The 14,007-nt window shown below is 70.1% G+C and carries 11 protein-coding genes; 2 read left to right on the top strand and 9 right to left on the bottom strand.

Annotated elements, in window-relative coordinates; all coding sequences use genetic code 11:
• Window positions 1-57 precede the first annotated feature (57 nt).
• The 3 genes from RM479_RS02990 to ppdK all read right to left on the bottom strand — a co-directional run bounded on the left by RM479_RS02990 (window position 58) and on the right by ppdK (window position 5,423).
• On the bottom strand, window positions 58-1,311 hold the full coding sequence (locus RM479_RS02990) for a deoxyguanosinetriphosphate triphosphohydrolase (protein WP_311510151.1): 1,254 nt from the start codon (window positions 1,309-1,311) through the stop codon (window positions 58-60).
• Window positions 1,312-1,362: 51 nt separating this feature from the next.
• On the bottom strand, window positions 1,363-2,451 hold the full coding sequence (locus tag RM479_RS02995; protein ID WP_311510152.1) for a YdcF family protein: 1,089 nt from the start codon (window positions 2,449-2,451) through the stop codon (window positions 1,363-1,365).
• Window positions 2,452-2,726: 275 nt separating this feature from the next.
• A complete protein-coding gene (ppdK, locus tag RM479_RS03000; protein ID WP_311510153.1) occupies window positions 2,727-5,423 on the bottom strand; it encodes a pyruvate, phosphate dikinase in 2,697 nt (898 codons plus the stop codon).
• 516 nt (window positions 5,424-5,939) lie between these two features.
• On the opposite strand from ppdK, the gene trhA reads away from it, so the two are divergent.
• A complete protein-coding gene (gene trhA, locus RM479_RS03005; protein ID WP_311510154.1) occupies window positions 5,940-6,650 on the top strand; it encodes a PAQR family membrane homeostasis protein TrhA in 711 nt (236 codons plus the stop codon).
• 37 nt (window positions 6,651-6,687) lie between these two features.
• Here trhA and RM479_RS03010 read toward each other — a convergent pair whose 3' ends face one another.
• The 5 genes from RM479_RS03010 to argS all read right to left on the bottom strand — a co-directional run bounded on the left by RM479_RS03010 (window position 6,688) and on the right by argS (window position 12,096).
• On the bottom strand, window positions 6,688-8,049 hold the full coding sequence (locus RM479_RS03010) for a permease prefix domain 1-containing protein (protein ID WP_311510155.1): 1,362 nt from the start codon (window positions 8,047-8,049) through the stop codon (window positions 6,688-6,690).
• The gene (locus RM479_RS03015; protein WP_311510156.1) at window positions 8,046-8,426 is read right to left on the bottom strand and encodes a PadR family transcriptional regulator; all 381 of its coding nucleotides are present in this window, start codon (window positions 8,424-8,426) and stop codon (window positions 8,046-8,048) included. The genes RM479_RS03010 and RM479_RS03015 overlap by 4 nt, the downstream gene beginning before the upstream one ends.
• Before the next feature lie 544 nt (window positions 8,427-8,970).
• Window positions 8,971-10,359 (bottom strand): glycine--tRNA ligase, encoded by a 1,389-nt coding sequence (locus RM479_RS03020; protein WP_311510157.1) that lies wholly within the window; start codon window positions 10,357-10,359, stop codon window positions 8,971-8,973.
• 179 nt (window positions 10,360-10,538) lie between these two features.
• A complete protein-coding gene (locus RM479_RS03025) occupies window positions 10,539-10,856 on the bottom strand; it encodes an antibiotic biosynthesis monooxygenase family protein (RefSeq protein WP_274807695.1) in 318 nt (105 codons plus the stop codon).
• A gap of 178 nt (window positions 10,857-11,034) precedes the next feature.
• On the bottom strand, window positions 11,035-12,096 hold the full coding sequence (argS, locus tag RM479_RS03030) for an arginine--tRNA ligase (RefSeq protein ID WP_311510158.1): 1,062 nt from the start codon (window positions 12,094-12,096) through the stop codon (window positions 11,035-11,037).
• Here argS and RM479_RS03035 point away from each other — a divergent pair.
• Window positions 12,043-13,116: a hypothetical protein gene (locus tag RM479_RS03035; protein WP_311510159.1), complete on the top strand. Its 1,074-nt coding sequence runs from the start codon at window positions 12,043-12,045 to the stop codon at window positions 13,114-13,116. The two genes, argS and RM479_RS03035, sit on opposite strands and share 54 nt — an antisense overlap.
• Here the strand turns inward: RM479_RS03035 and RM479_RS03040 are convergent.
• A complete protein-coding gene (locus RM479_RS03040; RefSeq protein ID WP_311510160.1) occupies window positions 13,097-13,948 on the bottom strand; it encodes an alpha/beta hydrolase family protein in 852 nt (283 codons plus the stop codon). The genes RM479_RS03035 and RM479_RS03040 overlap by 20 nt on opposite strands.
• Window positions 13,949-14,007 lie beyond the last annotated feature (59 nt).

A 14,007-nucleotide genomic window follows, 5' to 3' on the forward strand; every position in this document is an offset into this window, starting at 1 on the left:
GCAGAGCAGTGTGCGCAGTGTCCGGTGGCCGCGTCAAGGACCCTTGCCGGGTCCGGTTCAAGTGGTCAGGCGGTCGTGCAGGGCGATGGCGGAGGTGTCGGTCAGCGAGGCCACCTGGTCGATGACGGCGCGCAGGGCGGTCGCGTCGTCGGAGGCGGTGGTGAAGGCGTCGCGGAACTGGGGGTCCAGGGCCTCGGGCGCGTTCTTCCACAGGGCGCCGACGAGTTCGGTGATGAGCAGGCGTTCGCGGGCCTGGTAGGCCAGGGCCTCCTCCCGGCCCATGACGAAGTGCGCGGCGACGGACTTGAGCAGGGCGCATTCGAGCAGGGTGCGGCGGGGCACGATGAGGGAGGCGCCGTAACGGGTGAGGCGGCCGGGGCCGTGGGCGGCGCGGGTGGCGTGTTCGGCGGCCCGGCAGAACCGGCCGATGAGTTGGCTGGTGAGGTTCTTGAGGGCGGCCAGGGAGGCGAGGTCGCCCGTGAACTCGGCGGGCCAGACGGGTGCGGCGAGCAGGTCGGTGTAGACCTGTTCGAGTTCGGCGAGGTCGGCGTCGCAGTAGCGGGCGGAGGCGATGCGCACGACCTCGTCGCGTTCGACGGGGCTGCGCAGCGCGGACATGCCGACGAGGCCGGCGTGCAGTGCGTCCTCGACGTCGTGGACGGAGTAGGCGACGTCGTCGGCCCAGTCCATCACCTGGGCCTCGAAGCAGGTGTGGCCGACGGGGGCTCCTCGGCGCAGCCACTCGAAGACCTCGACGTCGTCGGGGTAGCAGTTGAACTTGTGGGTGTCGCCGCCCTCGCCCCGGCGCCAGGGGTACTTGACGGTGGCGTCGAGGGTGGCGCGGGTGAGGTTGAGTCCGGCGCTGCGCCCGGCGGGGTCGATGACCTTGCCCTCCAGGCGGACGAGCAGGCGCAGGCTCTGGGCGTTGCCCTCGAAGCCGCCGCAGTCGGCGGCGGACTCGTCCAGGGCCCGTTCCCCGTTGTGGCCGAAGGGCGGGTGGCCCAGATCGTGGGAGAGGCAGGCGGCCTCGACGAGGTCGGGGTCGCAGCCCAGGGAGTTGCCCAGTTCGCGGCCGATCTGGGCGCACTCCAGGGAGTGGGTGAGGCGGGTGCGGGGGAAGTCGCTGACGCCGGGCCGGACCACCTGGGTCTTGGCGGCGAGGCGGCGCAGGGCCGAGCTGTGCAGGACCCGGGCGCGGTCGCGTTCGAAGGGGCCGCGGGCCCGGTTCTTGCGTTTCTCCCGCGCCCATCGTTCGGTGTCGTGCGGGGTGTAGCCGGAGACGGCGCTCTCGGCGCCCGCGGTGCTGTCCATAGGTCTGCGAGCCTACTTCCCGACAGGGACGGAACGCGTCATCGGCCCTGTTCAGGCCGCATTGACGCGGATGTCGCTGCTGTCGTTGAAAATCCAGTAGTACCAGAGCGAGGCGGTCTCCCTGGTGATGTACCAGAGCTGGGTGCGGCGTTCGATGACGGCGGGCCCCGAGCGCGACGGCGAGGTGCCCGAGTCGATGCCGTGGTCGGAGGCCATGACCTTGGACCGCAGGCTGTGCCAGGGGTCGGAGACGAGGGTGGCGTCGTCCCAGCCGTTGTCGTCGAAGACGAGGGAGACGGCCCGGATGCTCTGGAGGGTGTCGCTGCCCTCCTCCACCGCGATGATCCGGTCGGCGGGGATCCCCACCTCGACGAGCCAGTTACGGCCGGCGGCGGCCTCGGTGAAGTTGTCGCCGGGCTGTTTGCCGCCGACGGTGACGATCATGGGGGCCACCCCGTCGAGGTAGAGGACCTGGGCGTGGCGCAGACGGGCCTCGAAGACGGGTGAGGGGACGCCGTTGTACTGGCTGGCGCCCAGCACGACGATGGCGTCGGTGGCGACGCGGTCGTCCTGTCGGGCGGTGTACCAGACCCATCCCCAGGTGGCGGGGGGCAGGGCCAGGGCGGTGACCAGGATCAGGGTGATGATCCAGCGCAGGCGGATACGGCGGCGCCCGCGGGGCCGGGGCGCGGGGCGCCGTCCGCGCGCAGGACGTGAACGGCGCGGAGGGCCGGGGTCGTCGGTGGAGGGCCGGCCGGTCGGACGGACGGCCTCGGCGCGGGGCCGGTCGTGGACGAAGCGGCGGGTGCGGCCCGGGACGTCCGGGGCCCCGGGAGCGTCGGGGGTGGCGGACCCGCTGGTGGCGGGGTCCGTGAACAGGCCGTCGAAGGCCGGATCGTTCCGGTCGAACGCCCGGGTGCCGGCGGGGTCGTCGTCGGTGGGGACGGTCCCGTCGGGAAGGGGTCCGCGCGACAGGACGGTGGTCTCGTCGGTGTCGCCGCGCCGCGTCACGGTCGGGAGGTCGTCCCGGGACATGACACGGGTGGCGTCGTCATCGGACGAGGCCGGAATCGAGGACGCGGCGTCGGGCGCGGGGTCCTCCCACGTCTCGTCGCCACGCCCGTCGTTCGCCGTTCGCACCGACGCACCTCCGCACTAGCTCTCTTCGGACCGGGATGGATCACCCTTCTTGGGACGGCCCTCGGGCACCGCCGGTTCTCGATGACGGCGTCCTGGAACCGCAGGCGAGGCGTGCGTGGAGAGGAAGTACGGGGATCATACCGGCAATCAAGAATATATCACGAAAAGGTCACAGAAGTTTTTCGTGAGGGTGCCCGTCCCAGGGAAAGAGTGTAGAGGCGCGCAGGCGTGCCGCCGCCCGCCCTTCGAGGGGCGGGCGGCGGCACCGGCCGGGCTCAGCCCGTCTGGTCGCCGGCGGCGCGTCCGGCCTCCAGCCGGGCGACCGGAACCCGGAACGGTGAGCAGGACACGTAGTCCAGGCCGACCTTGTGGAAGAAGTGGACCGAGGACGGGTCGCCGCCGTGCTCGCCGCACACACCCAGCTTGATGCCGGGGCGGGCGGCCCGCCCCTCCTCGACGGCGATCCGGATCAACCGGCCCACGCCGTCAACGTCCAGGGATTCGAACGGCGACACCCCGAACACGCCCTTCTCCAGGTAGGCGGAGAAGAAGGAGGCCTCCACGTCGTCCCGGGAGAACCCCCACACCGTCTGGGTGAGGTCGTTGGTCCCGAAGGAGAAGAACTCGGCGTGCTCGGCGATCTGGCCGGCGGTCAGCGCCGCCCGGGGCAGCTCGATCATGGTGCCGACCGGGAAGTCCAGCTCCAGGCCGTACTCCTCGCCGACCTCCCGCAGCACCCGCAGCGCGTCGTCGCGGATGATCTCCAACTCCTGGACGGTGCCCACCAGCGGGATCATGATCTCCGGGCGGGGCCGACCGCCGGCACGGATCCGGTCGACGGCCGCTTGGGCGATGGCCCGGACCTGCATGGTGAACAGGCCGGGGACGACCAGTCCCAGGCGCACGCCGCGCAGACCCAGCATCGGGTTCTGCTCGTGCAGCTTGTGGACGGCCTGGAGGACCCGCAGGTCGTTCTCGTGGCTCTCGCCCCGGGCCTCGGCCACGGCCACGCGCACCGACAGTTCGGTGATGTCGGGCAGGAACTCGTGCAGCGGCGGGTCGAGCAGGCGCACCGTGACGGGCAGACCGTCCATGGCCTCCAGGATGCCGTTGAAGTCGGCGCGCTGGAGCGGCAGCAGGGCGTCCAGGGCCTCGGTCTGCTCGTCCTCGGTGTCGGCCAGGATGAGGCGTTCGACCAACTGGCGGCGGTCGCCGAGGAACATGTGCTCGGTGCGGCACAGGCCGATGCCCTGGGCGCCCATGCGGCGGGCGCGGGCGGCGTCCTCGGGGGTGTCGGCGTTGGCCCGCACCCGCATGCGGCGGGCGGCGTCCACGTAGTGCATGAGCCGGTCGACGGCGCGCACCAGGTCGTCCGCCTGGTCGGAGGCCGGGTCGATCTCGCCCTCGAAGTAGCGGACCACCGGGGAGTCGACGACGGGCACCTCGCCGAGGAAGACCTTGCCGCTGGTGCCGTCGATGGAGATGACGTCGCCCTCTTCGATGACCTCGCCGCCGGGCGCGGTCAGCCGCCGGTTCTTGGTGTCGACGTCGAGTTCCTCGGCGCCGCACACACAGGTCTTGCCCATGCCGCGGGCGACCACGGCGGCGTGCGAGGTCTTGCCTCCGCGGCTGGTGAGGATGCCCTCGGCGGCGATCATGCCCTCAAGGTCGTCGGGGTTGGTCTCCCTGCGGCACAGGATGACCCGCTCGCCGCTGCGGGACCACTTGACGGCGGTGTAGGAGTCGAACACGGCCTTGCCGACGGCGGCGCCCGGAGAGGCGTTCATGCCCCGGCCCAGGAGGTGGACCCCGCCGGCGGCGACGGCCGTCTCGTCGAAGCGGGGGAACATCAGCTGGGCGAGCTGGTCTCCGGTGACCCGCTGGACCGCCTCGTCCAGGGTGATCATGCCCTGGTCGATCAGCTGGTCTGCGATGCGGAACGCGGCGGCGGCGGTGCGCTTGCCCACGCGGGTCTGGAGCATCCACAGCTTGCCGCGCTCGATCGTGAACTCGATGTCGCACAGGTCGCGGTAGTGGTTCTCCAGGGTCTCCATGATCCCCATGAGCCGTTCGTAGCTGTGGGGGTCGATGGTCTCCAGGTCGGCGAGGGGCACGGTGTTGCGGATGCCGGCGACGACGTCCTCACCCTGGGCGTTCTGGAGGTAGTCCCCGTAGACGCCCTGTTGGCCCGAGGCCGGGTCGCGGGTGAAGGCCACGCCGGTGCCGGAGTCCATGCCGAGGTTGCCGAAGACCATGGAGCAGACGTTGACGGCGGTACCGAGGTCGGCGGGGATGCGCTCCTGGCGGCGGTACAGGACGGCGCGGGGGGCGTTCCAGGAGTCGAAGACCGCCTTGACCGCCAGGATCATCTGCTCGCGGGGGTCGGTGGGGAAGGGGCGGCCGGTCCGCTCGTGGACGATGGCCTTGAAGCGGTCGACGAGGGCGCGGAAGTCGTCGGCGTCCAGGTCGAGGTCGTCGGTGACGCCCTTGGCCGCCTTGGCCTCGTCGAGGGCGTCCTCGAACAGTTCGCCGTCGATGTCCTGGACGGTCCTGCCGAACATCTGGATGAGGCGGCGGTAGGAGTCCCAGGCGAAGCGCTCGTCGCCGCCCTGACGGGCCAGACCGACGACGGACTCGTCGTTGAGGCCGATGTTGAGGACGGTCTCCATCATGCCGGGCATGGAGAATCTGGCGCCCGAGCGCACGCTCACCAGGAGCGGGTCGTCGGGCTGGCCGAGTCGGCGCCCCATGGCCTTTTCGAGTTCCTTGAGGTTCTCCTCGACCTCGGCCTCCAGGCCCGAGGGGAAGCCGCCGTTGGAGAGGTAGTGCCGGCAGGCCTCGGTGGTGATGGTGAAGCCCGGGGGAACGGGGAGACCGAGGTTGGTCATCTCGGCGAGGTTGGCCCCCTTACCGCCGAGGAGATCCTTCAGGCCCTTGTTGCCCTCGGTGAACTTGTAGACGTACTTGGCCACGGGGGTTCTCCCTCGTTCGCTCGACGACTCCCCTGTGGGGTCGACGCTGGTGCCCGGATGGGCGCGACTCTACCTACTTCCTGCACGCTCACCCTTCCATGAACCACCTTTTTAGGACATTTTCGCAGCTCATGGGCTTTAAAAAGGTCTAGACCAATGGTCCAGGAAGGGTACACGTACCCCTTGACCTCGAACGATGCGCAGGGAAGGGCAAGGGTGGGGGACGCCGCTGGTCACGGTGCCCGGAAGGCACCCTAGCGGGTTCTGATCGATCAGAACACCGGAGAGGACAGGAAATCGACCAATCGCGCCCCACATCCCCAACGGAACAGGTATTGTGCCACTCGACACACCACTACCAACAAGTAACCTACGGTCCCGTAGGTTAGGCTGCGGGCAGGGCCCGACACCGTGCCGGGCCCACGGGGCGAGAACAGCGCCGAAGGCTCGGTTGAGGGTGGCGGAGGGCGACGGGTGGGCGACAGGGACAGGGCGCGGGGAACCGGAGGCGCACAGGTGGACGAGGGCGAGGGCGAGGACGCCCGATCGGTCCCCGAACGGGCGGCGTCCGCGGCGGAGGAGTTCGTCCAGGCGGTCAAACCCCGCCTGCGCGGTTGGCTGCACCTGGGCACCGCGCCGCTGGCGCTGGCGGCGGGGATCGTCCTGGTGGCCCTCTCCCCCACCGTGCCCGCCATGATCGCCGGAGCGGTCTACGCGCTCAGCTCGGTCCTGTTGTTCAGCACGTCGGCGATCTACCACGTGGGGCGTTGGTCGCCGAGGGCGCAGAAGGTACTGCGCCGCATGGACCACTCGAACATCTACCTCATCATCGCCGGCACCTACACGCCGTTCATCGTGCTGGTGCTGGAGGGGACCCTGCGCACCGCGATGCTCGCCCTCGTCTGGGGCGGCGCGATCGCCGGCGTCGCCTTCAAACTGCTGTGGCTGAACGCGCCGCGCTGGTTGTCCACGGCGCTGTACCTGGCGATCGGCTGGGTGGCGGTGCTGTTCATCCCCCAGCTCGTCGAGGGCACGCACCCGGCGGCGTGGATCCTCATCCTGGTCGGCGGTGTGCTCTACAGCGTCGGCGCGGTGGTCTACGGCCTGAAGTGGCCCGACCCGGCGCCGAAGTGGTTCGGCTTCCACGAGATCTTCCACTCGCTGACCATCGCCGCGTTCGTCTGCCACTACATCGCGGTCTCGTTCGTGAGCTACACCGCGGCCTGAGCGGCGGCGGGGCCGTGCGGCCCCGCCGCCACCCCGGTCAGGCGAAGCCGAACACCGGCGGGAACAGCAGCACGACCACCGCGGTCCACGCCGCGTAGACCGGCAGGTAGGCCGTCTGCCACCGCTCGACCTGCGCGAACGGGCGCCGCCCGCGCACGAAGCCCGCGAGCAGCCACGCCGACCACACCAGGTGCACCAGCAGCACCAGGTTCAGGCCCAGCGCCGCCGTCTTGTTGGCGGTGGAACCGAACTCGGCGATCCTGGTCAGCATCGCCGTCAGCGCGACCGCGTTCACCGCGAGCGCCGCACCGACCAGCGCCAGTTGGAGCCAGTCGAAGACCCCGGGCGGGGCCAGCGGGTCGCGGGCCGAGATCGAGTACAGCAGCAGGAACAGGACCAGCACCAGGACCGCGTCCATCAGGATGAGCAGCTCGCGGTCCACGGTGGTCAGCGGGCCGTTGACCAGCAGCACCACCAGGTCGGCCACCAGCATCACGAGCGCCAGCGGGGTGAAGACCCGGGTCAGCACCGGCGCGATGTTCTCCACCACGCTCTTCTTGGCCTCCACCAGCCACGCGGCCACCAGCAGCACCCCGGGCAGGCCGAACGGCAGCAGCCAGTCCTCCAGGAACGGCTCGAAGTCGACGCCCACCAGGGAGAGCACGGCGGCGGTCAGGCCCAGCAGCACCATGGACCCCAGCTGGATCAGCACCAGGTACATGACGAACTCGCCGGTGAACCGCACGTAGTCCATGCGCCGCTCGTGGGAGCGCCAGTGCCCGCCCGCGTGCAGGACGCCCACGAGCAGCCACAGCAGGATCGGCGCGTGCGTGAACGCGAGCACGTCGGTCATGCCGGGCGAGGGGTACGCGCCCCCGGTGGTCGCGAACGGGTACAGGTCGACCGCCAGCAGCGGCACCGCCGCGACGGCCGCCGTCACCGCGCACACGCGCCAGGAGACGCGCCGCTTCCAGGCGAACCACCCGGCCAGGAACGGCAGGACCACGAAGGCGAGGTTGCGGATCAGCGCGGTCTCGTCGTCGACCAGGGAGAACAGCAGCTTGACCGCCACGCCGGCGGCGAGCGCGAACCCGATCATCACCCCGAGCTCGCGCCAGCGCCCCGCACCGCCCGCATCGGCCTCGGGGACCAGGACCAGCTGCTTCCAGAGCCGGTGGGAGTGCTCGCGCGCGAACTCCCGCGAGACCGCGTCCAGGTTGCCCATGCGCTTGACCGCGACGAGGAAGGCCTCCTCTCCGTCCAGGCCGCCCGCCTCCAGGTCGGCGATCTGCTCGCGCAGGTGGTCCTCCATCTCCTCCACGTCCGAGGCGGCGATCACCTGGCGGCGGCGCACGAAGCCGCGCCACTGATCGATCTGCTCCTCCACGCCACCCGTCATGCGACACCTCCCGCCGGTGCGGCGCCGCCCGGGAACGGCGGGGGGTGCGCGGCGGCCTCCCACACCTGCTTGAGCGTGTCGGCGACCACGCTCCACTGCGCGCGCCGCTCGGCCAGCGCCTCCAGCCCGGCCTCCGTGATGGCGTAGTGCTTGCGGCGCCGGCCCGCCTCGGAGGTGCCCCAGGAGGCCCGGACGTGGCCGTTGCGCTCCAGACGGTGGAGCAGGGGGTAGAGCATCCCGTCGGTCCACTGCATCCGTCCGCCGGACAGCTCGTTGACGCGTTTGACGATGGCGTAGCCGTAGGACTCGCCCTCGGCCAGGATGCCCAGGACGAGCGGCGTGGCCGAGGCCGCGACGAGGTCCTTGTCGATGTGCATGCGCATTCCTCATACCTAGGTCTGCTAGGGATAGGAACCCTAGCAGATCTAGGTATGGAAGTACGAGGCATGAGGACGGGCCTCCACCGGGACCCGGCCGCACGGCGGCACGGAACACGAGAACCGGTACCGGTCACGCTTCGCCGACGATCACGGATCCCGGCGTCACGATTCGCTTACGCGGTAGGACAAGCCATAACAAACAACCGCTTAACACACCTACCCGACCGCTAGGTTGAGGACAGGCTCCGCCGGTCGTGTGCGACCGGGGGAACCGAAGAGGCGGCCGGAGACCAATCCCCCCGGGTCCGGCCGTCTCGCTCCTCATCTCTCGGGAGGCCCCTCGGGCGGAACCGTCGCGCCGGGGCCGGTACCGCGTGGAGCCGGCGGCCCGGAGGACGACCCTTCGGGGACGGACGCCCGCCCGCCGCCCCACGGCCGTCGGCCGGGCGTCCCGACCCCGGGTCCGGGGCGGCCCGCGTCCCCCGGACACACGACCGCCCGCCCCCTCGGTCGGGGACGGGCGGTCGGCGGCGGCGATCGGTCAGCAGCCGGGCAGGCGCTCGAACAGGTAGGTCTCGACCCGGTCCAGCGACACCCGCTCCTGGGACATGGTGTCGCGCTCGCGCACGGTCACCGCGTCGTCCTCAAGGGTGTCGAAGTCGACCGTGACGCAGAACGGGGTACCGATCTCGTCCTGGCGGCGGTAGCGGCGGCCGATGGCGCCCGCGTCGTCGAACTCCACGTTCCAGCGGCGGCGCAGTCGCGCGGCCAGGTCGCGGGCCTTGGGCGACAGGTCGGCGTTGCGCGACAGCGGCAGCACCGCGGCCTTGACCGGCGCCAGGCGCGGGTCCAGACGCATCACGGCGCGCTTCTCCAGCTTGCCCTTGGCGTTGGGCGCCTCGTCGACGTTGTAGGCGTCGAGCATGAACGTCAGCACCGCCCGGTCGACACCGGCCGCGGGCTCGATGACGAACGGGGTGTAACGCTCGTTGTTCTCCTGGTCGAAGTAGGACAGGTCCACACCGGAGGCCTCGGAGTGCGTCTTGAGGTCGTAGTCGGTGCGGTTGGCGATGCCCTCCAGCTCGCCCCACTCACTGCCGACGAAGTTGAACCGGTACTCGATGTCCACGGTCCGCTTGGAGTAGTGGGACAGCTTGTCCTGCGGGTGCTCGTACACGCGCAGGTCGTCCTTGGCGATGCCCAGGTCGAGGTACCACCGCATGCGGGTGTCGATCCAGTACTGGTGCCATTCCTCGTCGGAACCCGGCTTGCAGAAGAACTCCATCTCCATCTGCTCGAACTCGCGGGTCCGGAAGATGAAGTTGCCCGGGGTGATCTCGTTGCGGAACGACTTGCCGATCTGGCCGATGCCGAAGGGGATCTTGCGGCGGGCGCTCTGCTCGACGTTCTTGTAGTTGATGAAGATGCCCTGGGCGGTCTCCGGGCGCAGGTAGGCCAGGCCCTTCTCGTCCTGGACCGGGCCCAGGTAGGTGCGGAGCAGGCCGTTGAACATGCGCGGCTCGGTGAAGGAGTTCTTCGCACCGCAGTTGGGGCAGGCGATCGCGACCAGACCCTCGGCGGGCTCGTGGCCGTGCTTCTCCTCGTAGGCCTCGACGAGGTGGTCGGCGCGGAAGCGCTTGTGGCAGGACTGGCACTCGGTGAGCGGGTCGACGAACTCCCTCACGTGGCCGGAGGCCTCCCAGACCTCGCGGGCCAGGATGACGCTGGAGTCGAGGCCGACGATGTCGTCGCGCTCCTGCACCATCGAACGCCACCACTGGCGCTTGACGTTGTTCTTCAGCTCGACACCCAGCGGGCCGTAGTCCCAGGCGGCGCGCAGCCCACCGTAGATCTCGCTGGAGGGGTAGACCAGACCCCGTCGCTTGGCGAGGTTGACCAGGGCGTCCATTGCCTCTGACTTTGCGGCCATGGGGTGACTCTCCATCCGGCTGGCGGTCGGTGGATCGCGGTGCGCGATACATCGTTCGGTGTACAGGGAAAACGGGAGCCGCCCATCGGTACCGGGAGTGGCCACGGTGAGCGCCCGTATCCACCCAGGCTAGAGCACCCGGCGGCCCCGTGCGCACGGCACTTCCGCGCCGGAATGGGTCAGAAAGCGGGAGGAGGCGGGCCTTCCGGATCGGCGTCGGTCGTGATGATCTCGAACGCGGTCGGTTCGTCCAGGGCACGCGAGAGCAGCGGCACCGCGTTGACCTTGACGTCGAAGTCCGACAGGGCGCGACGGTAGAAACCGGCGCCGTCCCACTCGGTGACCACGGTCCACAGGGTGGGCTCGTCGGCGGCGCGGCCGAGCCGGTGCCCCCGGTAACCGGGACGGCGGGAGAGCACCTCCACCGCAGCGGCGGCGTCGGATCGGAAGGCCTCGGTGTCGGCCTCGGGCACGGAGTAGCGGGTGATGACGATCACGTGCCCATTGTGGCGCACCCGCCGAGCGGGATCGGCCGCCGCCGGCGACCCGCCAGAGCTTCACGCTCGGGTGGATGGATCCCGCGGATGTTGCGGATCTGGTCCTTTACACGAGCCGCACGCCGGGTGAACGGTGCGGTGTGCGGGACGGGCGTCCGAGCACCCGCCCCGCAACCGGTCACAGCCGCTGGGGTGCCTCGATGCCGAGCAGGTCCAAGCCGCGTTCCAGGACGGTGGCGGTGTGGGCGGCCAACACCAGCCGTGAGGCGCGCACGTCACCGTCGGACTTGAGAACGGGGCACTGTTCGTAGAAGGCGCTGAAGGCGGTGGCCAGCTCGAACAGGTACGTGGCGATGCGGTGTGGTTGAAGGGTGTCCAGGGCGGTGTGGACGGTGTCGCCGAACCGGGCCAGCACCAGCGCCAGGTCCCTCTCGGCCGGCTCGGTCAGCATGACCGCAGAACCGGACTGCGGGACCGTGTCGGCGCGGCGCAGGATGGAGCGGATGCGAGCCAGGGCGTACTGGAGGTAGACGGCGGTGTTGCCGTCCATGGCCAGCATTCGGTCCCAGTCGAAGACGTAGTCCTTGATGCGGTCGGTGGACAGGTCCGCGTACTTGACGGCGCCGATCCCGACCGCGCGGGCGATCTCCTGCCGTTCGGCGTCGGTGAGGTCTTCGCGGTCGGCCACGATCGCGGCCGCGCGCTGAACCCCCTCGTGGAGTAGGTCGGTGAGTTTGAGGGAGGCGCCGGCGCGAGTGCGCAGGATCTTGCCGTCCTCTCCCAGGACGCTGCCGAAGGCGACGTGGTCGGTCTCGGTGGCGGGGCCGACCCAGTCGGCGGTCCGGGCGGCGGCGAAGATGAGCTGGAAGTGCTGGGACTGGGGTGCGCCGACCACGTAGATGAGTCGGTCGCCCTTGAGTTTCTGGGCGCGGTAACGGATGGTGGCCAGGTCGGTGGCGTCGTAGCCATAGGCGCCGTCGCTCTTGCGGACGATGAGCGGCACCGGCTTGTCATCACGGCCGGTGAAACCGTCCAGGAACACGCACAGGGCACCGTCGCTGATCCTGGCCAGCCCGCAGCGGGTGAGTTCGTCGGCGATGTCTGCGAGCACCGGCTGGTAGGTGCTCTCTCCGTGGTAGTCGTCGGGGGTGAGCTTGACGCCGAGCAGGTCGTAGACGGCTTCGATGTGGTGTTTGGACTCGGTCAGGAGCCGACCCCACAGCTGGAAGCGCTGCTCCACCAGCGGTTGCGCACCCCGAACCGTCGCACCGTTCTGGCAGGTGGCGGGGCCCTGGCCGCGACCGCTCTGGCGCTCCCGGTGATCGGATCCCACGACCTGCGCAGGATCCTGGACGTGATCCAGGACGCGCGCCATCGCGTGGGAGAAAGCACCCTGGAGTACTGCGACCGCGCCCTGGATGCGGCCGCGGCCGATGACGGGCTCTACGGTCCCGGATCGGCACTGCCCGGGGTGTTGGGCGTCCTGGCCGTGATCACCGACACCGGTCGCCAGGCGCGCCCCGCACACCGCATACCCCTGTTGCGTGTGGGCGTTCGGGGGGCCGAGCTGGCGGCGTGGTTCTACCGGGACCTCGGCCACCCCGGAGCAGCCGAACAGTGGCGCGCCCAGGCCATCGCCTGGGCCCGGCAGTCGGAGGAGCCGACGTTGGAGGCCTACGTTCTCCTGCGACGCGCCCAAGCGGCCTGGGACACCCGCGACGGGGCCACCATGATCACCTTGTCCACCACGGTCCTGGACCGCCGTTGGGGTCTGCCTGCACACGTGCGGGCCGAAGCCCTGCAACAGCAAGCACGGGGCCAAGCCCTGGTGGGCCAACCGGTCAGCAGGATCTCCCGAACCCTGGACCGGGCGGCGGGCCTGCTGGCCTCCAGCGATGGATCCGGGTCACTGTCACAACACTACGGGCGATCTCTGTTCGCCCTCCAGACGGCGCTGTGCCACGCCGAGGCCGGCCGGGCGGCACACGCAGTCGACCTGTACGCGGAGCACCTGAACCCGCAGGCCTTCTCCCACCGTGACCACGCCTATCTCAGCTCCCTGCATGCCTTGGCCCTAGCCGACGCGGGATATCCGGAGAAGGCGTGCGAGGTGGCGCTGAAGACCCTCCCCGTGGCGCAGGAGGTCGGTTCCGGGCGCACGGTGGCCGAGCTGGCCCGGCTGTCCGAGCGGCTGAGGCCGTGGCGCAACCGCTCGGTGGTGCGGGACACCGTCCAAGAACTCACCCTCGCTGCCCGGTGATCCACGTGCGGACCCCTTCGATCACCTCGGCCTGCCACCGCTGTGTCCGGGGGTCGGCATAGGTGGGGTCGTCGTGCACCGCGATGCCGTGCTGGGCGCCGTCGATCTCCCACAAGCGGACCGGGCCGGAGACTTGTGCCGCCGCACGCCGGGAGCTGTCCACGGGGATGAAGGTGTCGGCGGTGCCGTGCACGATCAGCGTCGGGCACCGCACATCACCCAACACATGGTCAGGGCGTACGTAGAACACCTCGTTGAGCAGGGCGCGGCCGAGCTTGAACGTCGCCGAGTGGGCGAGGAAACCGTCGCGCAGCAGGGCCGCGCCCTCCTGCGGTGCGATGCGGTCGTTCTCCCAGTACGGCTTGTCGTCGATGAACCGCTTCTTGTACTCGATCAACGGGTTCACCAGGACGAGCGAGTCGACCGCTTCGGAGTGGTGGGCGGCGTAGTAGGCGCACAACCCGCCGCTGAAGCTCGCACCGAGCACAACGACGCGCCCACCGGCAGACGACGCCAGCTCCCAGGCGTGATCGACCGCGGCACGGATGTCATTGACGACTCCGGAGAGGGTGAGGTCTCGTTGGTCTCCCTGGCTGGCGCCGTGACCACGCAGATCGAATCGAAGCGAAGCCGTGCCTGTGGCCGCGAGCCCGTCGGCCATCCGGGCGAAGAACCCGCCCTCCTCCCGGGTGACACCGCCGCCGTGGACCAGGACAGCCACACGGGCAGGGGGCGTGTTGCGGGGAGCGGTGAAGGTTCCGTGCAGTTTCACACCGTCCAGGCTCGCAAATACGGTCTCGTGCCCGTGGGCACCGTCTGGTGATGTCGCCACGTCGTTATCTCCGGTTCCGCCTGGGTGCCAGAAAGCTCGCTCGAACAGTACCGCTCACC

The organism is Nocardiopsis lambiniae, from assembly GCF_031845465.1.
Taxonomy (GTDB): Bacteria; Actinomycetota; Actinomycetes; order Streptosporangiales; family Streptosporangiaceae; genus Nocardiopsis; species Nocardiopsis lambiniae.